This window comes from Cupriavidus pauculus (genome assembly GCF_003854935.1).
In the GTDB taxonomy this organism is placed as follows: domain Bacteria; phylum Pseudomonadota; class Gammaproteobacteria; order Burkholderiales; family Burkholderiaceae; genus Cupriavidus; species Cupriavidus pauculus_C.
Map to the genome: position 1 here is coordinate 2443593 of NZ_CP033969.1, position 25424 is coordinate 2469016.

Consider the following 25424-nt stretch of genomic DNA (forward strand, 5'->3'; position numbering starts at 1 on the left):
CGCTTTTCTCTCGTCCCGCTCCGGCGTAAAGTGCCGATCATCGCGGTACCCGGTCGTCACCGAAGCCCCGGGTGCCCGCTTTGCCGCAGTGCATCAACAGAACTGCACGCGGCGGTGAGACGCGAAAGGAGGGAGAGAGATATGCGCATGTCGTGCGCGGTGCCGTCACGGCTCAACATTCTGGCGCGTGACCTGCTGTTCGTGCTCTGCATGAACACGGTGATCGCGGTCAGCCTCAACTATGGCTTCCAGACCGGCGGCACGCTGGTCCAGAACTTCGTCTACAGCCAGTTGATCGGCCTGTCCATCTGGACGCTGATCGACATTCCGCGCGTGCTGATCTGGTGGAACGACCGCCCGCGCCGCTGGCCGTTCATGTGCCTGGCCGTGGTGGCCGTGCCGCTGGGCGTGGTGCTGGGTAGCTGGTGCACGCGCGAACTGCTGGACCTGCCCGAGAAATCGCCCGCCGCCACGGGCGACATGCTGCGCATGTGCCTGATCGTCGGCATGTTGGCGTCGGCCAGCATGATCTATTTCTACTGGTCGCGCGAGAAGCTGGCCTACCTGGAGCGCCAGGCCGCGCTGGACGCGCTGCAGCGCGAGGAAGCTGAAAAGCAGCTTGTGCGCGCCCAATTGATGGCGCTGCAGGCGCAGATCGAGCCCCACTTCCTGTTCAACTCGCTGGCCAACCTGGACGGCCTGATCGCCACCGACCCGCGCGCCGCGCGCCAGTTGCTGCAGCGGCTGATCGGCTTCCTGCGGATGTCGCTGTCGCACACCCGCGCCGAGCACTGCACGCTGGCGCAGGAATTCGAACTGCTGCGCAGCTACCTGGAAATCCAGGGCATGCGCTTTGGCGCGCGGCTGGACTACGAGATCGACCTGCCGCCAGCGCTGGCCGATGCCGAGATCCCGCCGATGCTGATCCAGCCGCTGGTCGAGAACGCCGTGACGCATGGCATCGAGCCCTGCATGCGCGGCGGCAAGATCGTGCTGTCGGCCCGCGAAGGCGAGGGCGGCAGCCTGCAGGTGCTCATCGCGGACACCGGCGTGGGCTTCTGCCAGAGCGGCAAGAGCGGGTCCGGCCTGGGCCTGACCCACGTGCGCGAGCGGCTGGCGCGAATCTTTGGCGCCGCCGCCACGATGCAGATGGAGGAAAACGCGCCGCGCGGCGTGGTGGTGCGGCTGACGCTGCCGCTCACGCGCAGCACCGAGCCTACCATCGCCCCGATGCGCCCCGCGCCCGAAGCGCGGCCCGCGCCCCATGCCCCCGTGACCCCGGCGGTTTCCCGCACCTGACGCCCCCATGTCTCCCACCCTGTTGATCGCCGACGACGAGGCGCTGCTTGCGCGCGTGCTGGAATCCGAACTGAAGACGCTGTGGCCCGAGGCCACGATCGCCGCCGTCGTGCACGACGGCATGGCCGCGCTGGACGCGGCGCGCGAACACCAGCCCGACGTGGCGTTCCTAGATATCCGCATGCCCGGCATGAGCGGCATGGACGTGGCGCGCGAGCTGATCGAATTCGACCGGCCGCCGCTGGTGGTCTTTGTCACCGCCTACGACCAGTTCGCGCTGGAGGCGTTCGAGCGCGCCGCCGTCGACTACGTGCTCAAGCCCGTGCAGCACGAGCGGCTGGAAGCCACCGTGGAGCGGCTGCGCGCGCGCCTGAGCGCCAAGGCGGCCGAGGACATCGACGACGACGCGCAGGACTACGCCGCGGCGACCGATATCGGCACCATGGTCGACACGGACCGGCTGGCGCAGTTGCTGGCGCGGCTGGAGTCGCTGGACAAGCCCCAGGCCGCCGCGCGCGGCCAGTACCTGCGCTTCATCAAGGCGCTGGTGGGGCAGGAGGTGCGCATCATCCCCGTGGACGAGGTGGTTTACCTGGAAGCCACCGACAAGTACGTGAACGTGGTGTCCACCGGCGGCGAGGCGCTGATCCGTACCAGCCTGCGCGAACTGACCCAGCAGCTCGACCCCGACCGTTTCTGGCAGATCCACCGTGGCACCGTCGTGAACATCGACTGCGTGGCCAGCGCGGTGAACCAGTCGCTGGGCCGGCTATCGCTGAAACTGCGCGACCGGCCCGAATCGCTGCCCGTGGCAAGGCAGTACGCGCACCTGTTCAAGCAGATGTGAGCGCGCAAACGTCAAAGCCGCACAGATTTCATCATGCGGAACGATGTTTTGATGCGCAAAAATCCGCCCGCGCGGGGTGGGGGTCCCATTTCTCACTGTGAAAAATTCCGTGCCGCATCGTGAAAAGTCGACGGTAACTCGTTGATTTACGATGAATAAATAGTTGGTTGTGCACGCCGCACATCGCTTGTTGCATCGCGGGAAGGCTCTCTACACTCTTATATAAGACACATGTCTTGAGACGCAGGAGAGTGAACATGACGACCCGCCAACAACAGATCGATGCCCTGAAGCAGGACTGGGAGACCAACCCGCGCTGGAAGGGCGTGCAGCGCCACTTCAGTGCCGAGGACGTGGTACGCCTGCGCGGTTCCGTCCAGATCGAGCACACGCTGGCCCGCCGCGGCGCCGAGAAGCTCTGGCATCTGCTGAACACCGAGCCGTTCGTCAACACGCTGGGCGCGCTGACCGGCAACCAGGCGCTGCAGCAGGTCAAGGCCGGGCTGAAGGCCATCTACCTGTCGGGCTGGCAGGTGGCGGGCGACGCCAACCTGGCCGGCGAGATGTATCCCGACCAGTCGCTGTACCCGGCCAATTCGGTGCCGATGGTCGTCAAGCGCATCAACAACACGTTCCAGCGCGCCGACCAGATCCAGTGGAGCGAAGGCAAGGGCGATACCGACTTCTTCGCGCCGATCGTGGCCGATGCCGAGGCCGGCTTTGGCGGCGTGCTGAACGCGTTCGAGCTGATGAAGTCGATGATCGAGGCCGGCGCGGCCGGCGTGCACTTCGAGGACCAGCTGGCGTCGGTCAAGAAGTGCGGCCACATGGGCGGCAAGGTGCTGGTGCCCACCCGCGAAGCGGTGGCCAAGCTGACCGCCGCGCGGCTGGCTGCCGATGTGTCGGGCACCCCGACGCTGGTAATCGCCCGGACCGACGCCGAGGCGGCCGACCTGCTGACGTCCGACGTCGACGAGCGCGACCAGCCCTTCCTGACCGGCGAACGCACCGTGGAGGGCTTCTTCCGGACCCGCCCCGGCATCGCGCAATCCATCGCCCGCGCGCTGGCCTATGCCGAAGTGGCTGACCTGGTCTGGTGCGAAACCGGCAAGCCGGACCTGGAATTCGCGAAGAAGTTTGCCGAGGCCGTGCACGCCAGGTTCCCCGGCAAGCTGCTGGCGTACAACTGCTCGCCGTCGTTCAACTGGAAGAAGAACCTGGACGACGCCACCATCGCCCGGTTCCAGCGCGAGCTGGGCGCCATGGGCTACAAGTTCCAGTTCATCACGCTGGCCGGCTTCCACTCGCTGAACTATTCGATGTTCAACCTGGCGTACGGCTACGCCCGCAACCAGATGTCGGCGTTCGTGGAGCTGCAGGAAGCGGAATTCGCCGCGGCCGAAAAGGGCTTCACCGCGGTCAAGCACCAGCGCGAGGTGGGCACCGGCTACTTCGACGCCGTGACGCAGGCCATCGAGGGCGGCCAGTCGTCGACGACCGCGCTCAAGGGATCGACCGAGGACGAACAGTTCTTCGACAAGAAGGTGGCGTAGCGCGCCGGCGACGGCACAACGATTCGGGGACGGCGCGCGACCATCGCGCCGTCAGTTTGGCCCCGCGCCGCACAACCTGCGGCGCGGTTTTTTCCAGAGGCGCCGGCCGGACCGGCGCCTGCGGAAAGAAGGGTGGGATCAGCGGTAGACGATGACCGGGATATCGGTATGGGTCAGCACCTTCTGCGTCTCGCTGCCGAGCAGCAGGCCCGACAGGCCGCGCCGGCCGTGCGACGCCATGAAGATGACGTCGCAGCCGTGGCGCTCCGCCGCATCGATGATGCCGAGGTAGGGCACGGCAAAGGTGGTCATGTCGGCATCGAACGGCAGGCCCTGCGCGACGGCCGCGGTTTCGATTTCCTGCAGATAGAGCCGGGCCTGGTTTTCGATGCGTTCCTTGAACGCCTGGGGCGCCTCGACCACGATCTCGCTGAAAGGCGTGTACGGATATTCCTCCAGACAGACGTAGGCGGTGACCCGCGCGCCGATGACCTTGGCCAGTTCCAGGCCGCCATCGATGGCCTTCTTGGACAACTCCGAACCGTCGGTGGGCAACAGGATGTGCTTGAACATACCGGACCTCCTTTCACGAGTGGGACGGGGGCAGGCCAGCATGGCGCCTGTCTTTTTGATTGTAGTCAGTGTGGAGTCTGCGCCATTGCGAAATATCAAGATTGTGCGATGGACAACCAATCGGAAAGGATGCCTGCCGTGCTAGGCCACGACCGCATGGACCTCGGCCACCGCGCTGCTGGGCGCCTGTTCGGCGCGGCGCCAGTAGACCGGGTTGCCGTAGGTGTTCTTGAGATGGTCGATGAACAGCCGCACGCGCAGCGGCAGGTGCTTGCGCTGGGGAAAGACCGCGTGGATGCCGATGGGCGGCGCCTGGAACTCGTCCAGCACGGTCACGAGCCGGCCGCTGACGATCTCCTGGCCGACTTCCCACCAGGACCGCCACGCCAGGCCATGGCCCTGCAGGCACCAGGCGTGCAGCACGGCGCCGTCGGTGCATTCCATGGTGCCGCCCACCTTGACCGTGACGGCGCGGCCGTCCTGCTGGAACACCCAGCCGCGCTGCACGTTGGCGCTGGCGCCGAAGGCCAGGCAGTTATGGCGCGACAGGTCCTCGGGCAACTGCGGCGTGCCGGCGCGGGCCAGGTATTCGGGCGAGGCCACCACGACGCGGCGGTTCTCGGCCAGGCGGATCGACACCAGGCTCGAATCGGGCAGGTCGCCCAGCCGGATCGCGCAGTCGAAGCCCTCGTTGACGAGGTCGACCACGCGGTCCGAAAGATCGAGCGTGAGCGTGACGTCGGGATGGGATTCGATGAACAGCGGCACCAGCGGCGCCACGTGCTTGCGGCCAAAGCCGGCCGGGGCGGTCACGCGCAGGTGGCCGCTGGCCTTGACGCCGCCGGCCGACACGCTGGCCTCGGCGTTGTGGAGGTCGTTCAGGATGCGCTGGCAGTCTTCCAGGAAGGCCGAGCCTTCGAACGTCAGCGTGATCTTGCGCGTGGTGCGCACCAGCAGTTTCACGCCCAGGCGTTCTTCCAGGGCGTCGATGCGGCGGCCGATGATCGCCGGCGCCACGCCTTCGGCGGCTGCGGCGGCAGACAGGCTGCCGCGTGACGCCACCGACACAAAAGTCTCAAGTTGCTTGAAGTGGTCCACGAAAGATCGCTCGACTGTACACAAGTCCGGAGGAGGATGGCCAAGATTAGTAGTGCAAAAGTAAAAGATCAAGTGACAGCGTGCCTCTTTGCCGCACTGCAGCGCGTCACTAGAATTCCATGCATTCAATCGTGTACAGGTCCATTCAGTCCCTGGCGTTTTGACAGATGAACAAAATCCGCGCGGTCGTTTTCGATGCCTACGGCACGCTGTTCGACGTGTATTCGGTCACGGCGCGGGCGGAGCAATTGTTCCCGGGCAAGGGCGAGGCGCTGGCGCTGCTGTGGCGCGAGCGCCAGATCGACTACACCCGGCTGCGCTCGCTGGCCGCCCCGGACGGCGCCCGCTACAAGCCGTTCTGGGACATCACGATCGACGCGCTGCGCTACGCGGCGGAGCGCCTGGCGCTGCGGCTCGACGACGCCGCGCAGGCCCAGTTGCTCAAGGAATACGCGTGCCTGTCGGCGTTCCCGGAAAACCTGGCGGCGCTCAAGCGGCTGCGCCGCGCCAACCTGCCGCTGGGCATCCTGTCCAACGGCAACCCCGAGATGCTCGACATCGCGGTCAAGAGCGCCGGCATGCAGGGGCTGTTCGACCATGTGCTGTCGGTCGATGCGGTGCGGCAGTACAAGACCGCGCCGGCCGCCTACGCGCTGGGGCCCAAGGCGTTCGGCGTGCCGGCGGCCGAGATGCTGTTCGTGTCGTCGAACGGCTGGGACGCCTGCGGCGCCACGTGGTTTGGCTACACCACCTACTGGATCAACCGTGCCGGCCATCCGGCGGAGCGCCTGGACGTGGCGCCCACCGGCACCGGGCACGACATGAACGACCTGCTTGCCTTCGTCGCCGCCTCTGGCGCGACGCTCTGACAGGCGGGCCCCCCTTAATACACCATCGCATACAGGAGAAGACTGATGGCTATCACGCTGCCCGCGGGCATGAAGATTACCGGCGAGATCCTGCCGGCCTACGAAGACATCCTCACGCCGGAAGCCCTGGCCCTGGTCGACAAGCTGCACCGCGCGTTCGAGCCGCGCCGCCAGGAACTGCTGGCCGCCCGCGTGGAACGCGCCAGGCGGCTGGACGCCGGCGAGATCCCCGACTTCCTGCCGGAAACGCGCAGCATCCGCGAGGGCGACTGGAAGGTAGCCCCGGTGCCCAAGGCGCTGGAATGCCGCCGCGTGGAAATCACGGGCCCGGTCGAGGCCAAGATGGTGATCAACGCCTTCAACTCGGGCGCTGACAGCTACATGACGGACTTCGAGGACTCGAACACCCCGAACTGGCACAACCAGATGCAGGGCCAGGTCAACCTGAAGGCCGCCGTGCGCCGCACGCTGACGCTGGACAGCAACGGCAAGCACTACAAGCTCAACGACAAGATCGCCACGCTGCAGGTGCGTCCGCGCGGCTGGCACCTGGACGAGAAGCACGTCACCATCGACGGCAAGCGCGTCTCGGGCGGCATCTTCGACTTCGCGCTGTTCCTGTTCCACAACGCCAAGGAACAGATCGCGCGCGGCGACGGCCCGTTCTTCTACCTGCCGAAGATGGAAAGCCATCTGGAAGCCCGCCTCTGGAACGACATCTTCGTGATGGCCCAGAACGAAGTGGGCCTGCCGCAGGGCACCATCAAGGCCACGGTGCTGATCGAGACGATCCTGGCCGCCTTCGAGATGGAAGAAATCCTGTACGAACTGCGCGACCACAGCGCGGGCCTGAACGCCGGCCGCTGGGACTACATCTTCTCGTGCATCAAGAAGTTCAAGGTCGACAAGAACTTCTGCCTGGCCGACCGCGCCAAGGTGACGATGACCGCGCCGTTCATGCGCTCGTACGCGCTGCTGCTGCTGAAGACGTGCCACAAGCGCGGCGCGCCGGCCATCGGCGGCATGAGCGCCCTGATCCCGATCAAGAACGATCCGGAGAAGAACGCCGTGGCCATGGAAGGCATCATCAGCGACAAGCGCCGCGATGCCACCGACGGCTACGACGGCGGCTGGGTGGCCCACCCGGGCCTGGTCGAGCCGGCGATGAAGGAATTCGTCGCGGTGCTGGGCGACAAGCCGAACCAGTTCGACAAGCAGCGTCCGGACGTGGACGTGAAGGGCGCCGACCTGCTGAACTTCCAGCCGGAAACGCCGATCACCGAGCACGGCCTGCGCATGAACATCAACGTCGGCATCCACTACCTGGGCGCCTGGCTGGCCGGCAACGGCTGCGTGCCGATCCACAACCTGATGGAAGACGCCGCCACGGCCGAGATCTCGCGTTCGCAGGTCTGGCAATGGATCCGTTCGCCCAAGGGCAAGCTTGAGGACGGCCGCAAGGTCACCGCCGAACTGGTCCGCGCGCTGATCCCCGAGGAACTGGCCAAGGTCAAGGAAGTGGCCGGCGGCGGCGCCACCTACGACCGCGCCGCGCAGATCTTCGAGCAGATGTCGACGTCGGAAGACTTCGCCGAATTCCTGACGCTGCCGCTGTACGAGGAAGTGTGAGACCGAGGTAGTTGCCTGGCCGAGAACCCCGCGCGTTGTCGCGGGGTTTTTTGTTTTTGGGGGTGGCGGCGTGGTCGGCCGACGGTTTGCTCAACACCCCCAACACACCACCGTTTCTCCAGAACCCCCATAATACGGACCATCACGAACGGGAGAAAAAAGTTGCGTTTCGAACACCTGGTGGAAATCAATGACCCAGGCAACCCGACGCTGGAGCCGTTGACGGCCGACCAGCTCTGGCAGGGCCTGGTGTTGCGGGCGGAGTCGCCCGAGCTGTTCGTGCTGGGGCTGGACCGCGCCGAGATCGTCGCGCGGGGCGATGGCTGGCTCGAACGGGTGCTCCATTTCGGCCAGGCCCATATCAGCGACCGCGTGGTCTACGTGCCGCGCCGCGCCGTGCGCTATGAAACGGCCGCCACGGCCGAGCATGCCGGGGGCACGCTGACGATGACCATCGAGACGCCGGCGGCCGGGGCGCTGCTGGTGCGTTTTGTCTACGAGACCACGATGCCCAACGTGGACGCCAGCGGCGACGACCGCTACGCGGAGATCGTCAAGTCCGCCTATCACGAGGCGGACCTCGATACCGTGCGCAAGATCCGCGAGATCGCGTCGACCGGGCGGCTCGGGTGAGCCGCGAATCCACTGCGCCGGCAAGTACCGGCAGCGGGGACGATCCGGGAGGAGACAAGCCCGAGCCCAGGGCCGGCGGCCCCACGCGCGCCGCGCTGCGCGACCGCTACGGCGACCGCCTGCGCTGGCTGATCCTGCTCACGCTGATGCTGGGCGCGATGTCGTCGATCGTCTCGTCGACCATCGTCAACGTGGCCATTCCCGACCTGAGCCGCCATTTCGTGCTGGGCCAGGAGCGCGCCCAGTGGGTGGCGGCCAGCTTCATGATCGCCATGACGATGTCGATGCTGCTGACGCCGTGGCTGCTCAACCGCTACGGGCTGCGGCGCACGTTCATCGGCACGCTGCTGCTGCTGGGCACCGGCGGGCTGGTCGGCGGGTTCGCGCCCACGTTCGGCGTGATGCTGGCCATGCGCGTGGCCGAGGGCATCGCCGCCGGCATCATGCAGCCGCTGCCCAACATCTTCATCCTGCGCGCGTTCGACGAGCGCGAGCAGGGCCGCGCGATGTCGCTGTTCGGCTTTGGCGTGGTGCTGGCGCCGGCCATCGGCCCCAGCCTGGGCGGCTTCCTGGTCGAACTGTTCGGCTGGCGTTCGATCTTCTTTGTCGTGGTGCCGCTGACGCTGGCCGGCTGGTGGATGGCGCGCCGCTACATGGCCGTGGATTCGGCGATGATCGGCGAGCGCAAGCCGCTGGACTGGCGCGGGCTGGCGCTGGTGGGCGTGGCTACCGTCAGCCTGCTCAACGGGCTGGTGGCGATGCGTGCCAACGCCGGCGAGGGCATCGGCCTGGCGCTGTTCGGCGTGGTCATGCTGGCCGTGTTCGTGGCCTGGCAACTGCGCGCGCCCGATCCGCTCATGAACATGCGGCTCTACAGCTACCGCCAGTTCGCGGCCGGCGCCATCGTCGCGTTCATCTACGGCGCCGGGCTGTTCGGCTCCACGTACCTGCTGCCGGTCTACATGCAGACGGCGCTGGCCTATACGCCGTCGGCGGCCGGGCTGGTGCTGATGCCGGCCGGCATCGCGCTGGCCGTGACCATCGCCGTGGCTGGCCGGCTGACCAGCCGCATCCTGCCGCACAAGCAGGTGTCGTTCGGGCTGGCGCTGCTGGCGGGGTCGTTCCTGCTGATGGCCACCGGCTCGATGGCCACGCCGTACCTGCTGATCGTGCTGTATGCCGTGATCGGGCGGATCGGGCTTGGCTGCATCCTGCCGTCGCTGACGCTCGGATCGATGCGCGGCGTCGATTTCTCGCTGATCGCGCAAGGATCGAGTTGCATCAACTTCCTGCGCCAGCTGGGCGGGGCGATTGGGGTGAGCCTGGCCGGCGTGGGGCTGGAATGGCGGCTGGCCGAGCACGGCGTGATGCTGGGCGCCAGCGGCCAGATGGCCGCGCAGGCGGTGCAGGCGGCCCAGATCCGGGCGTTCGACGAGACGTTCCTGGCCGTGGGGGTGGTGATCGCCACGGCGATGCTGGCCGCGTGGCGCATCCGGCCGCGTCCGGCGCCGCCGGGCTAGGGCGCCTGGGGCGGCGTTACTGCAGCGTCGGCAGTTCGTTGCGCTGGTAGCAGACGCCAGCCAGGAAGCCGCTGAGCGTGGAGGCGGCGTCGCGGCCGCCGGCCGGGCGGGCCTGGATGGCCGACGCGGCGAATTCGGTCAGCGCCACCATCGGCGCGGAGGGCGGGTTGCCGCCTTCGAACAGTGCCCGCTTGGCGCTATAGCCATGGGTGCGCATGTCCACGGCCGCCGACAGCGCCGTGGCCGCGTAGACCGTGCACGACCGGTAGCGCACCGGATCATAGGCCGGCGCCGCCGGTGCGGCTGTCCTGGCCGATGGCTGCGCGGGGTGGGCGGCGTGCGGTGCGGCCGTCAGCGCCGCGGGCAGCGCCAGCGCGCCGGCGGTGAACAGCACTCGGAATGTCTTCATGTCTGCCTGGGGTACGACACCATTGCGGATAGTCTGGTTATCGGCAGGAAAGACCGCGGGCTGAGCGCCGCGTGGGCGGCGCCCGCCGCGCCGGGCCCGGAGTGGGCGCCGGCAGCAGAGAGCAGGGGAGCCGGATCAGCTGGCGCGGCCGGCCAGCAGGTCGGCCACCAGTTCCACGTACTTCTGCTTGGCGTCGTCCTGGCTGGTGCCCTTGAGCGCCTCCCAGGCCTCGAACTTGTAGCGGCCGACGAAATCGGTCATGCCGGGCTTGTCGCCGTGCGCGTCGCCCTCGGCACCCTGCTTGTAGAGCGCGTACAGGCGCAGCAGCGTCATGTTGTTGGGGCGCTCGGCCAGCGTCTTGACGTCGATTTGGGCCTGGTCGAATTGGGCCTGCAGGTCGCTCATGGGGTCTCCGGGTGGGATGGCAATGACAAGGGCCGATGATAAGCGCCCGCGCCGTCCGTTCGGCGGCAAAAAAATCGAGGAAGCCTTCGGTCGGGCCGCGCGGCCCGGTGCGCGCCGCGTGCCGGCGCCAATACTGCTTTGCCCCGGCAGCGGATACAATCGCTGCCATGTCCTGGATTCTTGCTGTCGAAACCTCCACAGAGTGGTGTTCCGTCGCACTCGGGCGCGCCGCCCCCGACGGCGCCATCGAGTGTTTCTCCCGTCATGAGCACACCGGCGCGCGGTCGTCGTCGCGCGTGCTGCCCGCCGTGGGCGAGGTGCTGGCCGAAGCCGGCATCCGCCTGGCTGACTGCGCCGCCATCGCCTTCGGCGCCGGCCCCGGATCGTTCACGGGCCTGCGCACCGCCTGCGGCGTGGCCCAGGGCCTGGCCTTTGGCGCCGACCTGCCCGTCATCCCCGTCAACGTCCTGATGGCTTGTGCCGAAAGTGTACGCACCGGCACGCCGCCGCTGCCCGCCGGCGCCGCCGTGCTGGTGGCGCTGGACGCCCGCATGGACGAAGCCTACGCCGCTGCGTTCCGCTGGGACGCCGCCGCCGGGGAATGGTCGATGGCCGGCGCCATGCACGTGGGCGCGCCCGAGGCGGTGGCCGCCCCGGACGGCGATTACTGGCTGGCCGGCAACGCCGCCACGGTCTTCGGCGAGCGGCTGGCCGTGGCCGCCGGCGCGGCCCGCACCGTGCCGGACGCCATGCCCGATGCCCGCGCGATGGTCGCCATCGGCCTGCGTGCGCTGGCGCGCGGCGAGACCATCGACGCCGCCGACGCCATGCCGATCTACGTGCGCGACAAGGTTGCCCAGACCATCGCCGAGCGCGAAGCCGTTGCCGCGGCCAAGGCCGCCGCGCTGGCCGGAGGTGCCGCATGAGCGCCGCGCTGCTGCCCGCCGAACGGCCTGACTGGCCGCTGGTGCCGGTGATGCCGGCGCTGGCGCCGGGCTGGGCGCTCGACCACATGAGCGCGCGGGACCTGGCCGAAGTCGCGGCGATCGAGCAGCGCGCCTACAGCCATCCGTGGACGCGCGGCAACTTTGAGAATTCTCTGAAGGCCGGCCATTTCGGCCTGACGATGCGCGACCCGTCGCGGGCGCTGATCGGCTACGCGATGCTGATGCCGGTGGTCGACGAGATGCACCTGCTCAATATCACGATCGACCCGACCTACCAGCGGCAGGGCTACGGCCGGCTGCTGCTGGCCATTGCGCTGGCCACGTCGCACGCGCACCAGTTGCGGACCATGCTGCTGGAAGTGCGGCCGTCGAACCTGGGCGCGCTGGCGCTGTACCTGGAGGCCGGGTTTGTCGAAATCGGCCGCCGCAAGGGCTACTACCCGGCCACGGCGCTAGGGCGTGAGGACGCGCTGGTGCTGCGCCGCGTGTGGACGGCCGATGACGCGGGAGCCGCCACATGAACCGCCGCGCGATCTTCCTGGAAGTGCTGGGCATTCCCGCCGAGTGGGTGCCGCGCCAGCCGGCGGGCGATGAGGTGGGCGAAGAGGCTGGCGTGCCGCTGGCCGTGGAGCCGGCGGAGTCGGTCGTGGCGGAAGCGCCGGCGGAAGTTCGTGCCGAAGCTCTGACCGAAGCGCCGGCCATCCCGCGCGCCGCCCCCGTCATCGACCCGGCCGACGCCGCGCTGGAACTGGCCGAGACCGTCGAGGCGTTCGACGTCCCGCCGCCGTCCCCGCCGCCTGCGCCGCGCGCCGCCGCGCCCGTGTCGCGCCTGCCGGACCCTTCGGGCCGCGCGGCGGCCATCGCCGCCATGGCGTGGCCGGACCTGGCCGACGGCGTGGCCGGCTGCACCGCCTGCGGGCTGTGCGAATCGCGCACGCAGACCGTGTTCGGCGTGGGCGACACACAGGCCGACTGGATGCTCGTGGGCGAGGCGCCCGGCGAGAACGAGGACCTGCAGGGCGAGCCGTTCGTCGGCCAGGCCGGCAAGCTGCTCGACAACATGCTCGGCGCGCTGGGCCTGGCGCGCGGGCAGAACGTCTACATCGCCAACGTGCTCAAGTGCCGGCCGCCCGGCAACCGCAACCCGGAGCCGGACGAGGTGGCGGCCTGCGAGCCGTACCTGCGGCGCCAGATCGCGCTGATCCAGCCAAAGGTAATTGTCGTGCTGGGCCGGTTCGCCGCGCAGTCGCTGCTGCGCGCGACCACGCCGATCGGCAAGCTGCGCGGCACGGTGCACCAGTACGAAGGCATTCCCGTCGTGGTGACCTACCATCCGGCCTACCTGTTGCGCACGCTGACCGACAAGGCGCGCGCCTGGGAGGACCTGTGCCTGGCCCGCGAGGTACATGACCGTGCGGGAGCTGAAGCCTGATCTCGCGCAACTGAACCTGCCGGGCGGCTGCGCGCCGTCCGGGGTGGACGCGCCGCTGCCACTCTGGTGCGGCGCGCCGTCGCAGCGCACGCGCGACCTGGCGTGGTGCTCGCTGTCGCCCGCGCTGCTTTCCCATCTTCCCGCCGTCTATGGCGATGCGCCGGCCCGGCTGGCGCAGTGGCCGGCCGGCGCCCGCGCCGCCTGGCGCACGTGGCTGGCGCAGGCCGATGCCGCGGGCCTACCCGAGACCATCGCCGAACTGAGCCAGCATCCCGACCCCACCGGCAGCCGCAGCCTGCGCCTGGGCCGCCATGCCGAGCGGCTGCTCCACTTCGCGCTGCAACACGCGCCGGGCGTCGACCTGCTGGCCGCCAACGTGCCGATCCGCCGCGCCAACGGCCACGGCGTGCAGACGCTGGGCGAACTGGACGTGCTCTGGCGCGATCCGGCCGCCGAGGCGACCGTGCACTGGGAGATGGCCGCCAAGTTCTACCTGCACGTCGGCGGCCACGCCAGCGACCGTGCGTTCGTCGGCCCGAACCTCGTGGACCGGCTGGGCGACAAGCTCGACCATATCGTCCGGCGCCAGTTGCCGCTGGGCCGCACCGCCGAGGCGCAGGCCGTGGTCGGGCGGCCCGTGGACCGCAGCGAGGTCTACCTGCTGGGCTGGCTGTTCTATCGCGATGGGGCCATGCCGGCCGGGCTGGACGCGCTGGGCATCGCGCCCGATCACCTGAACGGGTGGTGGCGCACGCTCGATAGCTGGCATGGCTGGGCAACCGAGCCGGCGCGGCAGGACGTGCGGTGGTGCCGGCTGTCGCGCACCGACTGGCTGTCGGGCGCCCGCGTGCCGGCCGCCGGCACCGAATCGGCCGAGGCGCTGCGCGACGGGCTGGCCGAGCGGTTCTCGGATGCCGTCCACGCCTGGCGCCGCGAGGCGCCGGTCATGGTCTGCGAACTGGTGGAAGCGGAGGGCGCGCCCGGCACCTGGCGCGAGCGGTCGCGCGGGTTCGTGGTGCCGGACGGGTGGGAGGCCAGGGCGGCGCAGCGGGCCGCCGCGCCGTAAGAGGAGGGCTGGCGGGCCTAGTGGTGCTTGTCCTCGCCGATCATCGCCAGCGAGTTGTACACCCGGACATTGTGCTTGTGCAGCCGCATGACCAGCGCCATCGTCGCCACGATGAACAGGCCCAGCGCGACGATCACGAAGCCGATCGGCACGTTCAGCTTGATCAGCAGCGCGTACAGGCACAGCATCAGCAGCACCGACACGTTCTCGTTGAAATTCTGCACCGCGATGGAGTGGCCGGCCGACAGCAGCACGTGGCCCCGGTGCTGCAGCAGCGCGTTCATCGGCACCACGAAGTAGCCCGACATGGCGCCCACGATCATCAGGAACACGTACGCGATGGCCATGTACAGCGGCATGGCCATGCCGAACACGTCCAGCGTCACGTCCGGCATGGTGTCCTTGGTGTAGAACGCCATCAGCACCACGGTGGCGCCCATGGCCACGCCGAACGGCAGCACCGACAGCGAGCGGCGCAGCGGGATGCGCGCGGCGGCCATGATGGCGCCCACGGCCACGCCCACGGCCACCACGGCCTGGAGCAGCGCGCCCTGCGACAGGTTCAGCCCCAGCGACTTCTCGGCCCACTTGAGCACGATGAACTGCAGCGTGGCGCCCACGCCCCAGAACAGCGTGGTCACGGCCAGCGAGATCTGGCCGAGCTTGTCGCGCCACAGCGCGATGAAGCAGTCGCCGAATTCGGCAATCAGCTTGACCGGGTTCTTTTCCTGCTGGGGATAGCGCGCGCCCGTGTCCGGGATGAACAGGTTGAAGACGGCGGCGACGAAGTAGAACAGCATGATCACCACCATGGCCGCCTCGGCCGGGGTGTTGATGCCGGTGTCGACGTAGGGCAGGTCCAGCCGCAGCAGGATGGTCGACAGGTGCACCGATATCAGCGCGCCGCCCACCACGGTGCCCAGGATGATCGACCCGACCGTCAGGCCCTCGATCCAGCCGTTGGCCATGACCAGCTTTTCGGGTGGCAGCAGCTCGGTCAGGATGCCGTACTTGGCCGGCGAATAGGCCGCCGCGCCGAACCCGACCACGCCGTAGGCCAGCAGCGGGTGCAGCCCGAACATCATGATGGCGCAGCCGACGATCTTGATCGCGTTGGTGATCAGCATCACCTTGCCCTTGGGCATCGAGTCGGCAAAGGCGCCCACGAAGGCGGCCAGCACCACGTAGGACAGCACGAAGAACAGCTTGAGCAGCGGCGTCATCCACTGCGGGGAATGCAACTCGGTCAGAAGGGCAATGGCCGCGATGAGCAGGGCATTGTCGGCCAGCGACGAGAAAAACTGCGCGGCCATGATCGTGTAGAAACCCTTCTTCATACCTTGGACTTTGTCTCCATCGCGGGCATCCGTTTGGACGGGCAAAAGTGCACCGGCGGGCAGCGCGGTGGCTTGCAGGGAACCTGTCGCGCCTGCCTTGTCAAAGTGGGGCGGCGACGCTACCTTCGCGCGCCTTGCGGCTTGCCTTACCGTCATTGACATATTGCTTCTCTTTTAAAACATGGCCGGAGCGTCCGGCTTTATATCACGAATCCGCGACATTTCAGCACACCGGCGGACGCGCATTGGACAGTACATGCCCGGATGGATTCCCGGACCCGGCTCGTGAATGTGGTCAAATACCGCCTGCGCGAGGTGGGCCCCAGCGTCCGCACCGGCCAGCCATGCCAGATGCCTTCCGATGCACAGTGTGTGCCACCTCAACGCCCGAATCCAGCGGGCTGCCGACCGGGTCTACCCGAACCCGGACCGCGCACCAGCGTGCGGCAGTCCACCCAAGTTGTCATTCCCATGCCAAGACCCATTCACGCCGTCATCCACCAGCCCGCGCTGGCCAACAACCTTGAGGTGGTCCGCCGCCACGCGCCGGACGCCCGCGTCTGGGCCGTGGTCAAGGCCAACGCCTACGGCCACGGCATCCGCCGGGCGTTTGCCGGCCTGAAAGCCACCGACGGCTTCGGGCTGCTGGACCTTGACGAGGCCGTGCTGCTGCGCGAACTGGGCTGGCAGGGGCCGATACTGCTCCTGGAGGGATTCTTCCAGCCGCAGGATGTTCCCCTGATCGAACAATATCGCCTCACCACGGCCATTCATTGCGAGGAACAACTCCGCATGCTGGAGCTGGCCCGGCCCAAGGGTCCGCTGCCGATCCAGCTCAAGCTCAATACCGGGATGAACCGGCTGGGCTTCCGCCCGGCGCAGTACCGGGCGGCCTGGGAGCGGGCGCGCACGCTGTCGTGCGTGGGGAGCATCGTCCACATGACGCATTTTTCCGATGCCGACAGCCCGCGCGGCATCGCGCACCAGATCCAGGCATTCGAGACCGCCACGGCCAACCTGCCGGGCGAGGCCAGCCTGTCGAACTCGGCGGCCGTGCTCTGGCACCCGTCCGCGCACCGCAACTGGGTGCGGCCGGGCGTGATCCTGTACGGCGGCTCGCCCACCGGGCTGTCGGCCGACATCGCCGAGACCGGCCTCCAGCCGGCCATGTCGCTGCATAGCGAACTGATCGGCGTGCAGGACCTGCAGCCCGGCGATACGGTCGGCTACGGGTCGATGTACACGGCTGACCGCCCGATGCGGATTGGCGTGGTGGCCTGCGGCTATGCCGACGGCTACCCGCGCCACGCGGCGGGCTGGGGCGAGCGGCGCGCGCCGGTGCTGGTGGACGGCGTGCGTACCGAACTGGTGGGCCGCGTGTCGATGGACATGCTCTGCGTGGACCTGACCCCGTGCCCGAAGGCCCGCGTCGGCACGCCGGTCACGCTCTGGGGCCATGGGTTGCCGATCGACGACGTGGCCGCGGCCAGCGGCACGGTGGGCTACGAGCTGATGTGCGCGCTGGCGCCGCGCGTGCCGACGACCGTTGCCACGCTGACCACCGCCGACAGCGCCGCCGTCCACGGCGCCTGAGCCCGGCCGCCGTCCGACCCCGACCTCCACTTTCTCGCCGATGGCCAAGACCAAGACCGTCTACACCTGTACCGAATGCGGCGGCACCGCGCCGCGCTGGGCGGGCCAGTGCCCGCAATGCAACGCCTGGAACACACTTGTCGAAACCGTGGCCGACTCGGGCTCGTCGGCCGCGCGGCGCTTCCAGCCGCTGGCGGCGTCGGCCGTGGTCCGCAAGCTGAGCGATATCGAAGCGGCCGACGTGCCGCGCTTCACCACCGGCATCGACGAGTTCGATCGCGTGCTGGGCGGCGGGCTGGTGTCCGGCGGGGTGGTGCTGATTGGCGGCGACCCCGGCATCGGCAAGTCCACGCTGCTGTTGCAGACGCTGGCCAACCTGTCGGCCAGCCGGCGCGTGCTGTACGTGAGCGGCGAGGAATCGGGCGCCCAGATCGCGTTGCGCGCCCACCGGCTGGGCGTGGAGGCGGCCTCGCTGGGCCTGCTGGCCGAGATCCAGCTGGAGAAGATCCAGGCCGCGCTGGAGGCCGACAAGCCCGAGGTGGCCGTGATCGACTCGATCCAGACGCTGTACTCGGACGCGCTGACGTCGGCGCCGGGCTCGGTGGCCCAGGTGCGCGAATGCGCGGCGCAACTGACGCGCATTGCCAAGAGCAGCGGCACGACCATCATCCTCGTCGGCCACGTGACCAAGGAAGGCAGCCTGGCCGGGCCGCGCGTGCTCGAACATATCGTCGATACGGTGCTGTACTTCGAGGGCGACACCCATTCGTCGCACCGGCTGATCCGTGCGTTCAAGAACCGCTTTGGCGCGGTCAACGAGCTTGGCGTTTTTGCGATGACCGAGCGCGGGCTGCGCGGCATCAGCAATCCGTCGGCGTTGTTTCTGTCGCAGCATGCCGAGCAGGTGGCCGGCTCGTGCGTGCTGGTGACGCAGGAGGGCACGCGGCCGCTGCTGGTGGAGGTGCAGGCGCTGGTGGATACGGCCAACGTGCCGAACCCGCGCCGGCTGGCCGTGGGGCTGGAGCAGAACCGGCTGGCGATGCTGCTGGCGGTGCTGCACCGGCACGCGGGCATCGCGTGCTTCGACCAGGACGTGTTTCTGAACGCGGTGGGCGGGGTCAAGATCAGCGAACCGGCGGCCGACCTGGCCGTGCTGCTGTCGATCCATTCGTCGATGCGCAACAAGCCGCTGCCGCGCGGGCTGGTGGTGTTCGGCGAGGTGGGGCTGGCCGGCGAGATCCGGCCCAGCCCGCGCGGGCAGGAGCGGCTGCGCGAGGCGGCCAAGCTCGGTTTCACGACGGCCGTGATTCCGAAGGCCAACGCACCCAAGCAGGCCATCGACGGGCTGGAAGTGATTGCCGTGGACCGCCTGGAGCAAGCCATCGACCGCGTGCGGCAACTGGACTGACCGGGTGCGTCAATCGACCACAGCGGCCCGGCCGCCCAATTACGCGGCGGGCCGGCTGTGGGTCATCAAAATCGGTAATAATTCGCGTCGACGCCGTTCCTGGCATTCGACGCATCCGTTCCCATGCAAGCCAATTCCCGACCCTATTTCCTGCTGATCGCCATCGTCTCGTTCGCCCTGCTGGGCGCCGCGCTGTACATGCAGTTCGTGGAAGGCTACCAGCCGTGTCCGCTCTGCATCATGCAGCGGTTCGCGTTCGTCGGCATCGGCGTGTTCTCGCTGCTGGCGGCCATCGCGCAGAACACGCGCACGCTGTGGCAGGGGCTGGGCATGCTGTCGGGCGTGGCCGGGATTGCGGTGGCCGGCTACCACGTGTCGCTGCTGCTGAACCCGAAGTCGTCGTGCGGCATCGACCCGCTGGAGAACTGGGTCAACGCGCTGCCCACGGCCAAGCTGCTGCCGCAGTTGTTCTATTCCGACGGCCTCTGCACCGCGCCGCTGCCGCCGCTGTTCGGCCTGTCGATCCCGGCCTGGTCGCTGATCTGGCTGGTCATCCTGACGCTGACGCTGGCAGTGGGCCTGATCCGGCGGGAAAAGAATTTTCGGTAGGGAGCTGGGGGTGAGGGCAGGCGGTTCCACCGGCGACAAGTCGCAATTTGAACCTCAACGCCCTCTCCCCCAACCCCTCTCCCGCACGGCGGGAGAGGGGAGCAACACCCCCCCGCCGCCCTCAAGCAATCTCAAGCACCCATCAAGCAATCTGGTCGATCTGTTCCTGCAGTGCCAGCCAGCGTTCCTCCAGTTGGTCCAGTTCGCCGGTGACGTCGGCCTGGCGCTTGAGCATTTCCATCAGCCTGGCCTTGTTGGCGTCCTCGTAGCTTGAGGATTCGGCCATGAAGGCGTCGATGGCGGTCTTGTCGGCCTGCAGCGTCGACATGCGCTTTTCCACCTTTTCCAGTTCCTTGGTCAGCGGCTTGCGCAGCGCGGACAGCCGCTGGCGTTCGTCGGCTTCGGCGCGGCGCTGGTCGCGGCGGTTGACGGCGGGCGCGCCGGCGTCGGCCGCGTGGCTGGCCACGGCGGCGTTGCGCTTGGCGGCGGCCTGCTGCAGCAGCCAGTCGCGGTAGTCGTCCAGGTCGCCGTCGAACGGCTGGATCGTGCCGTCGGCCACCAGCATGAACTGGTCCGACGTGGCGCGCAGCAGGTGGCGGTCGTGCGAGACCAGGATCAGCGTGCCTTCGAACTGGGCCAGCGCCATGGTCAGCGCCTCGCGGGTGTCCAGGTCCAGGTGGTTGGTCGGCTCGTCCAGCAGCAGCAGGTTCGGCTTCTGCCAGACGATCAGCGACAGCGCCAGCCGGGCCTTTTCGCCGCCCGAGAACGGTTCGATGGGCGACGTGGCCATGTCGCCCCGGAAGTTGAAGCTGCCCAGGAAGTCGCGCAGTTCCTGCTCGCGCACGTCCGGGGCCAGCCGCGCCAGGTGCTGCAGCGGCGAATCGTGGTCGCGCAGCGTTTCGAGCTGGTGCTGCGCAAAGTAGCCGATGACCAGCCCCTTGCCCAGCCGCAGCGTGCCGTTCAGCGGCGGCTGCGTGCCGGCCAGCGTCTTGACCAGCGTCGACTTGCCCTGGCCGTTGGCGCCCAGCAGGCCGATGCGCTGGCCGTTCTGGATCGACAGCATGAGCCGGTGCAGGATGGTGACGGGCGGGTCGGCCTCGGCGTAGCCGCAGTCCACGTTGTCCAGCACCATCATCGGATTGGGCGCCGAATCGGGCTCGCGGAATTCGAACGCGAAGCCGGCCGCCACGTGCACGGGCGCCAGCCGCTCCATCTTTTCCAGCGCCTTGACCCGGCTTTGCGCCTGCCGCGCCTTGGTGGCCTTGGCCTTGAAGCGCGTGATGAACGATTCCAGATGCGCGATTTCCTTCTGCTGGCGCGTGTAGGCGGCCTGCTGCTGGGCCATCTGCTGCAGCCGCATGGTCTCGAACTGGGTGTAGTTGCCGCCGTAGCGCTTGAGCTGCTGATTCTCGATGTGGACCGTGACCGTGCAGATCGCGTCCAGGAACTCGCGGTCGTGCGAGATCATGACCAGCGTGCCCGGGTAGCGCGCCAGCCAGTCTTCCAGCCAGACGATGGCGTCGAGGTCCAGGTGGTTGGTCGGTTCGTCGAGCAGCAGCAGGTCGGACGGGCACATCAGCGCCTGGGCCAGGTTCAGCCGCATGCGCCAGCCGCCCGAGAACGACGCCACCGGCTGCGACACCTGCGGCAGCGTGAAGCCCAGCCCCAGCAGCAGCGCCTCGGCGCGGGCGGCGGCCGTGTAGCCGTCGGCATCGGCGTAGGCGGCGTGCGCCTCGGCCTCGGCCGATCCGTCGCCGCTGGCCTGCGCGCCGGCAATGCGCGATTCGATGGCGCGCAGCCGCGTGTCGCCGTCGACGACATAGTCCACGGCCGTGCGGTCCACGGCCGGGGTTTCCTGCGCCACGTGCGCGATGCGCCACTGGGCAGGAACGATCACATCGCCGCCATCGGCATGCAGTTCGCCGCGCAGCATGGAAAACAGCGTGGACTTGCCGCTCCCGTTGGCGCCGACAAGGCCCACGCGCTCGCCCGGGTTGAGCGTCACGCTGGTGTGGTCGAACAGCACCTTGGTGCCGCGCTGGAGGACAAGCTGGTCGATTCGTATCACAAGACTCACCGTGGTTTCGGCAGGCCGGCATTGTAGCGCCGTGGCGGGCCGCCCGGCCCGTGCCGCGCGCGGCGGCTTTCAGCGAGCTTGCATGTCCGCCCCCATGTATTGAGGGATTTCCCCTAGACCGTCACTTTCGGTCGCGCGGGCACAGCATTTGCGTGTAAATTTATTTACATTGGTTGCTGCACTGCGAAAGTGCCTTTTCATTGCCGATTGCCCGCGTGACCCGCAATCGGCGCCGAAATGGTGCGCCGCCTGCCCATTTCCCACCGCCACGCTCCTGCCATGTCCAACGGCCAGACGATTTCCGAACGCATCGCCCGCGCGCTGCCCACACTGACGCCCGCGCACCAGCGCATGGCGAACTATGTGCTGGACAACCTGTTTCGCGCGGCCACGATGCGGATCGACGAGTTCGCGGCGGCCGTGGAGGTGTCCGTGGCCACCGCCAACCGCTTTGCCAAGGCGCTGGGCTTCGACGGCTATCCGCAGTTCCGGGCCGAGCTGGTGCGCGGCTTCGAGGCTACGCTGGCGCCGGTGGAGCGCCTGCGCGACGAACTGGCGCGGCCGTCAACCGTGGCCGACGTGTTCGCAGCCTCGCTGGAAGACGGCGCCCGCAACCTCGAATCGACGCGGCGCAACCTGGACCCCGAGTCCATCGAGCGCGCCGTCGACGCGATCCTGCAGGCCGAGCGCGTCTACGTGATGGGCTTTGGCGCCAGCGGCTACCTGGCCGGGCTGATGCAGCACGGGCTGGAGATGCACTGCCGCATGGTGACGTCGGTATCGACGGTGGGCGGCGCGTCGCACGCGGCGCGGCAACTGTTCAAGCTCACGCCGCGCGACCTGGTGGTCTGCATCGCGTTTCCGCGCTACGTCACCGACTCGATCAAGCTGGCCCAGCGCGTGAAGATGCACGGCGGCCGGCTGCTGGCGCTGACCGACGGCCCCACGTCGCCGCTGGCGCCGCTGGCCGACATCGCGCTCTACGCCAACGCTGGCAACCGGCTGTCGGCCAATTCCGAGGCCACCGTGCTGGCGCTGATCGAGGCGCTGTGCGGGGCCGTGTCGTACCGCTCGGTGCGGGCCGTCAAGGCCGCCGCCGAAATGACCGAATTCCTGCTGCCGTGGCTGTATGGCGCGCCCGGTGCGCGCGACGACCGCGCCGCACCGAAATCCTCCGACTGAAGCAAAGAAGGGAAGTAGAAGGACCTATGCCTCAAGCTGTTATCGCCATCCACGGCGGCGCCGGCACGATTACCCGTGCGGCCATGGACGCCCAGCGCGAACGCGACTACACCGCCGCGCTGGAACAGGTGCTGCTGGGCGGCCAGCGCGTGCTGGCCGACGGCGGCAGCGCCCTCGATGCCGTCACCGAAGCGGTGCGCCTGCTCGAAGAGTGCCCGCTGTTCAACGCCGGCCGTGGCGCCGTGCTGACGCACGCCGGCACCTACGAACTGGACGCCTCGGTCATGGACGGCCGCACGCTGGCCGCCGGCGCCGTGGCCTGCGTCAAGCGGCTGCGCAACCCGGTGCTGGCCGCGCGCGCCGTGCTGGAGCGGAGCGAACACGTGTTGTTCGCGGGCGAAGGTGCCGAGGCATTTGCCGAAGCGCAAGGCCTGGAACTGGTGGCACCGGAATACTTCTTCACACAGGCCCGCTACGACCAGTGGCAGCGCGCGCGCGGCACGGCCGGCATGGCGCTGCTGGACCACGACGCCGCCGCGCTGGCGGCCAGGGCGGCCCAGGCTGATCCGCTGGACGCCGACAAGAAGTTCGGCACGGTGGGCGCGGTGGCCTGCGATGCGCAGGGCAACCTGGCCGCGGCCACGTCCACGGGCGGCGTCACGAACAAGCAGGTGGGCCGGGTGGGCGATACGCCGCTGCTGGGCGCCGGCTGCTACGCCGACGACATGGCGGCCGTGTCCGCCACGGGCACCGGCGAGATGTTCATCCGCACCGCCGCGGCGTTCGACGTCTCGGCGCAGATGCGCTACGCCGGGCTGTCGCTGGAGGAATCGGCGCGGCGCGTGGTCATGGAAAAGCTGCCGGCCATCCACGGGCGCGGCGGCCTGATCGCGGTGGACCGCGCCGGCAACGTGACGCTGCCGTTCAACACCGAAGGCATGTACCGCGGCGTGGCCCGCGTGGGCGAGCCGGTCAACGTCTGGATCTACGGCTGATATGGCGAATACTGTTTCCAAGCAAGGCATTGTGCTGCCGCCCGAGCGCGTGGTGGCCGTCGACAACCTGACCGTGCGCTTTGCCACGTCCGAGCGGACCGTGGAGGCCGTGCGCAATCTGTCGTTCCACGTCGACCGGGGCGAGACGCTGGCCGTGGTGGGTGAATCGGGATCGGGCAAGTCCGTGACGTCGCTGGCGCTGATGCGGCTGGTCGAGCACGGCGGCGGCAAGATCGCCCAGGGCAGCATGCTGCTGCGCCGGCGGGCCGGCGAGGTGCTGGACCTGGCCCGGGCGCCCGAGTCCACGTTGCGTACCGTGCGCGGCGCCGACGTGGCGATGATCTTCCAGGAGCCGATGACGTCGCTGAACCCGGTGTTCCCGGTAGGCGAGCAGATTGCCGAGTCGATCCGCCTGCACCAGGGCAAGAGCAACGCGGCCGCGCGCGCCGAGGCGCTGCGCATGCTGGAACTGGTTCGCATTCCCGAGGCGCGCCGCGTGCTGGACCGCTATCCGCACCAGCTCTCGGGCGGCATGCGCCAGCGCGTGATGATCGCCATGGCGCTGTCGTGCAAGCCGGCGCTGCTGATTGCCGACGAGCCGACCACGGCGCTGGACGTGACGATCCAGGCCGAAATCCTGCAGCTCATCCGCAATCTGCAGGCCGAGATGGACATGGGCGTGGTCTTCATCACGCACGACATGGGCGTGGTGGCCGAGGTGGCCGACCGCGTGCTGGTGATGTACCGCGGCGAGAAGGTGGAAGAGGGCACGTCGGACGACGTGTTCCACGCCCCGGCGCACCCGTATACGCGCGCGCTGCTGTCGGCGGTGCCCAAGCTGGGCGCCATGGCGGGCACGGACCTGCCCGCGCGCTTCCCGCTGGTGCAGATGACCGACGGCGCGGCCGCCGTGGCGGAACTGCCTCAGGACACCGTGCCGGCCGGCGCCGCGCCGATCCTGCGCGTGCGCGACCTGGTGACGCGCTTCGATGTGCCGGGCGGGCTGTTCGGCAAGGTCACGCGCCGCGTGCACGCCGTGGAGCAGGTCAGCTTCGACCTGTACCCGGGCGAGACGCTGGCGCTGGTGGGCGAATCGGGCTGCGGCAAGTCCACCACGGGCCGCTCGCTGCTGCGGCTGGTGGACGCGCAGAGCGGCACCATCGAGTTCGCCGGCCAGAACATCAGCAAGATGCAGGGCCCGGCGCTGCAGGCGCTGCGCCGGAATATCCAGTTCATCTTCCAGGACCCGTTTGCGTCGCTGGACCCGCGCGTGCCGGTGGGCTATTCGATCATGGAGCCGCTGCTGGTGCACAAGGTGGCCAGCGGCAAGGAAGCCGAGGCCCGCGTGGCGTGGCTGCTGGAGAAGGTGGGTTTGACGGCCGCGCATGCGTCGCGCTACCCGCACGAGTTCTCGGGCGGCCAGCGGCAGCGCATCTGCATTGCGCGGGCGCTGGCGCTGAACCCGAAGGTGGTGGTGGCCGACGAGTCGGTGTCCGCGCTGGACGTGTCGATCCAGGCCCAGATCGTCAACCTGATGCTGGACCTGCAGCGCGAGCTGGGCGTGGCCTTCCTGTTCATCTCGCACGATATGGCCGTGGTGGAGCGCGTGAGCCACCGCGTGGCGGTGATGTACCTGGGCCAGATCGTCGAGATCGGCCCGCGCCGCGCCATTTTCGAGAACCCGCAGCACCCGTACACGAAGAAGCTGATGTCGGCGGTGCCGATTGCCGACCCGGCCCGCCGCCATCTGAAGCGCGAGCCGCTGAACGACGAAATTCCGAGCCCGATCCGCGCGGTCGGCGACGAGCCGGTGGTGCAGCCGCTGGTGGCTGTTGCCGGCAGCGGCGCGCAAGGCCACTTCGTGGCCCGCCACGCGGTGGGCGGCGCGTACTGACCGGCCCGGAACCCGTAGTCCCAAAGTCCTGTAGTCCCGTAGTTGCTTT

General features: G+C 68.6%; 23 protein-coding genes. 17 read left to right on the forward strand and 6 right to left on the reverse strand.

The window, feature by feature from the left end; translation table 11 throughout:
- Window positions 1-141: 141 nt before the first annotated feature.
- The 3 genes from EHF44_RS12870 to aceA all read left to right on the forward strand — a co-directional run bounded on the left by EHF44_RS12870 (window position 142) and on the right by aceA (window position 3699).
- The gene (locus EHF44_RS12870; protein WP_124684093.1) at window positions 142-1299 is read left to right on the forward strand and encodes a sensor histidine kinase; all 1158 of its coding nucleotides are present in this window, start codon (window positions 142-144) and stop codon (window positions 1297-1299) included.
- A gap of 7 nt (window positions 1300-1306) precedes the next feature.
- Entirely contained in the window at window positions 1307-2146 is an 840-nt protein-coding gene (locus tag EHF44_RS12875) for a LytR/AlgR family response regulator transcription factor (RefSeq protein ID WP_124684094.1), read from the forward strand.
- Between the two features lie 257 nt (window positions 2147-2403).
- The gene (gene aceA / locus EHF44_RS12880; protein WP_124684095.1) at window positions 2404-3699 is read left to right on the forward strand and encodes an isocitrate lyase; all 1296 of its coding nucleotides are present in this window, start codon (window positions 2404-2406) and stop codon (window positions 3697-3699) included.
- 138 nt (window positions 3700-3837) lie between these two features.
- Here the strand turns inward: aceA and EHF44_RS12885 are convergent, their stop codons facing one another.
- Both EHF44_RS12885 and EHF44_RS12890 read right to left on the reverse strand, forming a co-directional pair.
- Window positions 3838-4272: a universal stress protein gene (locus EHF44_RS12885; protein WP_124684096.1), complete on the reverse strand. Its 435-nt coding sequence runs from the start codon at window positions 4270-4272 to the stop codon at window positions 3838-3840.
- 141 nt (window positions 4273-4413) lie between these two features.
- Entirely contained in the window at window positions 4414-5442 is a 1029-nt protein-coding gene (locus tag EHF44_RS12890; protein ID WP_437340280.1) for a LysR substrate-binding domain-containing protein, read from the reverse strand.
- Window positions 5443-5537: 95 nt separating this feature from the next.
- On the opposite strand from EHF44_RS12890, the gene EHF44_RS12895 reads away from it, so the two are divergent.
- The 4 genes from EHF44_RS12895 to EHF44_RS12910 all read left to right on the forward strand — a co-directional run bounded on the left by EHF44_RS12895 (window position 5538) and on the right by EHF44_RS12910 (window position 10021).
- Window positions 5538-6239 carry a haloacid dehalogenase type II gene (locus EHF44_RS12895; RefSeq protein WP_124684098.1) on the forward strand — a complete coding sequence of 234 codons (702 nt, stop codon included), beginning with the start codon at window positions 5538-5540 and terminating at the stop codon, window positions 6237-6239.
- 45 nt (window positions 6240-6284) lie between these two features.
- Window positions 6285-7868, forward strand: a complete 1584-nt coding sequence (gene aceB / locus EHF44_RS12900) for a malate synthase A (RefSeq protein WP_124684099.1) — start codon at window positions 6285-6287, stop codon at window positions 7866-7868.
- A 162-nt stretch (window positions 7869-8030) separates the two neighbouring features.
- Window positions 8031-8501 (forward strand): SRPBCC family protein, encoded by a 471-nt coding sequence (locus EHF44_RS12905; protein WP_124684100.1) that lies wholly within the window; start codon window positions 8031-8033, stop codon window positions 8499-8501.
- Window positions 8498-10021: a DHA2 family efflux MFS transporter permease subunit gene (locus EHF44_RS12910; protein ID WP_124684101.1), complete on the forward strand. Its 1524-nt coding sequence runs from the start codon at window positions 8498-8500 to the stop codon at window positions 10019-10021. Before EHF44_RS12905 ends, EHF44_RS12910 begins: the two co-directional genes overlap by 4 nt.
- Window positions 10022-10037: 16 nt before the next feature.
- On the opposite strand, the gene EHF44_RS12915 is transcribed toward EHF44_RS12910, so the two are convergent.
- Window positions 10038-10430, reverse strand: coding sequence for a hypothetical protein (locus EHF44_RS12915; protein ID WP_124684102.1), 393 nt, complete (start codon window positions 10428-10430; stop codon window positions 10038-10040).
- 135 nt (window positions 10431-10565) lie between these two features.
- Window positions 10566-10835 (reverse strand): acyl-CoA-binding protein, encoded by a 270-nt coding sequence (locus EHF44_RS12920; protein ID WP_124684103.1) that lies wholly within the window; start codon window positions 10833-10835, stop codon window positions 10566-10568.
- 167 nt (window positions 10836-11002) lie between these two features.
- Here EHF44_RS12920 and tsaB point away from each other — a divergent pair, with 167 nt between their 5' ends.
- The 4 genes from tsaB to EHF44_RS12940 are packed head-to-tail and all read left to right on the forward strand — an operon-like array spanning window position 11003 to window position 14280.
- On the forward strand, window positions 11003-11761 hold the full coding sequence (gene tsaB, locus EHF44_RS12925) for a tRNA (adenosine(37)-N6)-threonylcarbamoyltransferase complex dimerization subunit type 1 TsaB (protein ID WP_124684104.1): 759 nt from the start codon (window positions 11003-11005) through the stop codon (window positions 11759-11761).
- Entirely contained in the window at window positions 11758-12303 is a 546-nt protein-coding gene (rimI, locus tag EHF44_RS12930) for a ribosomal protein S18-alanine N-acetyltransferase (RefSeq protein ID WP_124684105.1), read from the forward strand. Before tsaB ends, rimI begins: the two co-directional genes overlap by 4 nt.
- Window positions 12300-13214: a uracil-DNA glycosylase gene (locus tag EHF44_RS12935; protein WP_124684106.1), complete on the forward strand. Its 915-nt coding sequence runs from the start codon at window positions 12300-12302 to the stop codon at window positions 13212-13214. The genes rimI and EHF44_RS12935 overlap by 4 nt, the downstream gene beginning before the upstream one ends.
- Complete coding sequence (locus EHF44_RS12940) at window positions 13189-14280, forward strand: DUF1853 family protein (protein WP_124684107.1); 1092 nt, start codon at window positions 13189-13191, stop codon at window positions 14278-14280. The genes EHF44_RS12935 and EHF44_RS12940 overlap by 26 nt, the downstream gene beginning before the upstream one ends.
- A gap of 17 nt (window positions 14281-14297) precedes the next feature.
- On the opposite strand, the gene lplT is transcribed toward EHF44_RS12940, so the two are convergent.
- Window positions 14298-15617 carry a lysophospholipid transporter LplT gene (gene lplT / locus EHF44_RS12945; RefSeq protein WP_124684108.1) on the reverse strand — a complete coding sequence of 440 codons (1320 nt, stop codon included), beginning with the start codon at window positions 15615-15617 and terminating at the stop codon, window positions 14298-14300.
- A gap of 471 nt (window positions 15618-16088) precedes the next feature.
- Here lplT and alr point away from each other — a divergent pair, with 471 nt between their 5' ends.
- The 3 genes from alr (at window position 16089) to EHF44_RS12960 (ending at window position 19227) form a co-directional block, all read left to right on the forward strand.
- Entirely contained in the window at window positions 16089-17210 is a 1122-nt protein-coding gene (gene alr, locus EHF44_RS12950; RefSeq protein WP_124684109.1) for an alanine racemase, read from the forward strand.
- 40 nt (window positions 17211-17250) lie between these two features.
- On the forward strand, window positions 17251-18618 hold the full coding sequence (radA, locus tag EHF44_RS12955) for a DNA repair protein RadA (protein WP_124684110.1): 1368 nt from the start codon (window positions 17251-17253) through the stop codon (window positions 18616-18618).
- Between the two features lie 123 nt (window positions 18619-18741).
- The gene (locus tag EHF44_RS12960) at window positions 18742-19227 is read left to right on the forward strand and encodes a disulfide bond formation protein B (RefSeq protein ID WP_124684111.1); all 486 of its coding nucleotides are present in this window, start codon (window positions 18742-18744) and stop codon (window positions 19225-19227) included.
- A 142-nt stretch (window positions 19228-19369) separates the two neighbouring features.
- Here the strand turns inward: EHF44_RS12960 and EHF44_RS12965 are convergent, their stop codons facing one another.
- A complete protein-coding gene (locus EHF44_RS12965; protein ID WP_124684112.1) occupies window positions 19370-21295 on the reverse strand; it encodes an ATP-binding cassette domain-containing protein in 1926 nt (641 codons plus the stop codon).
- Between the two features lie 288 nt (window positions 21296-21583).
- Between EHF44_RS12965 and EHF44_RS12970 the strand changes: the two genes are divergently transcribed.
- Genes EHF44_RS12970 through EHF44_RS12980 form a run of 3 tightly spaced genes read left to right on the forward strand, consistent with a single transcriptional unit; the run spans window position 21584 to window position 25375 of the window.
- Entirely contained in the window at window positions 21584-22486 is a 903-nt protein-coding gene (locus EHF44_RS12970; protein WP_124684113.1) for a MurR/RpiR family transcriptional regulator, read from the forward strand.
- A 26-nt stretch (window positions 22487-22512) separates the two neighbouring features.
- Window positions 22513-23481 carry an isoaspartyl peptidase/L-asparaginase family protein gene (locus tag EHF44_RS12975; RefSeq protein ID WP_124684114.1) on the forward strand — a complete coding sequence of 323 codons (969 nt, stop codon included), beginning with the start codon at window positions 22513-22515 and terminating at the stop codon, window positions 23479-23481.
- A gap of 1 nt (window position 23482) precedes the next feature.
- The gene (locus EHF44_RS12980; protein WP_124684115.1) at window positions 23483-25375 is read left to right on the forward strand and encodes a dipeptide ABC transporter ATP-binding protein; all 1893 of its coding nucleotides are present in this window, start codon (window positions 23483-23485) and stop codon (window positions 25373-25375) included.
- Window positions 25376-25424 lie beyond the last annotated feature (49 nt).

Coding starts and splice junctions, on each gene's coding strand:
- EHF44_RS12870 (WP_124684093.1), top strand. CDS start 142: ATGCGCATGTCGTGCGCGGTGCCGTCACGGCTCAACATTCTGGCGCGT.
- EHF44_RS12875 (WP_124684094.1), top strand. CDS start 1,307: ATGTCTCCCACCCTGTTGATCGCCGACGACGAGGCGCTGCTTGCGCGC.
- aceA (WP_124684095.1), top strand. CDS start 2,404: ATGACGACCCGCCAACAACAGATCGATGCCCTGAAGCAGGACTGGGAG.
- EHF44_RS12885 (WP_124684096.1), bottom strand. CDS start 4,272: ATGTTCAAGCACATCCTGTTGCCCACCGACGGTTCGGAGTTGTCCAAG.
- EHF44_RS12895 (WP_124684098.1), top strand. CDS start 5,538: ATGAACAAAATCCGCGCGGTCGTTTTCGATGCCTACGGCACGCTGTTC.
- aceB (WP_124684099.1), top strand. CDS start 6,285: ATGGCTATCACGCTGCCCGCGGGCATGAAGATTACCGGCGAGATCCTG.
- EHF44_RS12915 (WP_124684102.1), bottom strand. CDS start 10,430: ATGAAGACATTCCGAGTGCTGTTCACCGCCGGCGCGCTGGCGCTGCCC.
- EHF44_RS12920 (WP_124684103.1), bottom strand. CDS start 10,835: ATGAGCGACCTGCAGGCCCAATTCGACCAGGCCCAAATCGACGTCAAG.
- tsaB (WP_124684104.1), top strand. CDS start 11,003: ATGTCCTGGATTCTTGCTGTCGAAACCTCCACAGAGTGGTGTTCCGTC.
- rimI (WP_124684105.1), top strand. CDS start 11,758: ATGAGCGCCGCGCTGCTGCCCGCCGAACGGCCTGACTGGCCGCTGGTG.
- EHF44_RS12935 (WP_124684106.1), top strand. CDS start 12,300: ATGAACCGCCGCGCGATCTTCCTGGAAGTGCTGGGCATTCCCGCCGAG.
- EHF44_RS12940 (WP_124684107.1), top strand. CDS start 13,189: ATGACCGTGCGGGAGCTGAAGCCTGATCTCGCGCAACTGAACCTGCCG.
- lplT (WP_124684108.1), bottom strand. CDS start 15,617: ATGAAGAAGGGTTTCTACACGATCATGGCCGCGCAGTTTTTCTCGTCG.
- alr (WP_124684109.1), top strand. CDS start 16,089: ATGCCAAGACCCATTCACGCCGTCATCCACCAGCCCGCGCTGGCCAAC.
- radA (WP_124684110.1), top strand. CDS start 17,251: ATGGCCAAGACCAAGACCGTCTACACCTGTACCGAATGCGGCGGCACC.
- EHF44_RS12960 (WP_124684111.1), top strand. CDS start 18,742: ATGCAAGCCAATTCCCGACCCTATTTCCTGCTGATCGCCATCGTCTCG.
- EHF44_RS12970 (WP_124684113.1), top strand. CDS start 21,584: ATGTCCAACGGCCAGACGATTTCCGAACGCATCGCCCGCGCGCTGCCC.
- EHF44_RS12975 (WP_124684114.1), top strand. CDS start 22,513: ATGCCTCAAGCTGTTATCGCCATCCACGGCGGCGCCGGCACGATTACC.
- EHF44_RS12980 (WP_124684115.1), top strand. CDS start 23,483: ATGGCGAATACTGTTTCCAAGCAAGGCATTGTGCTGCCGCCCGAGCGC.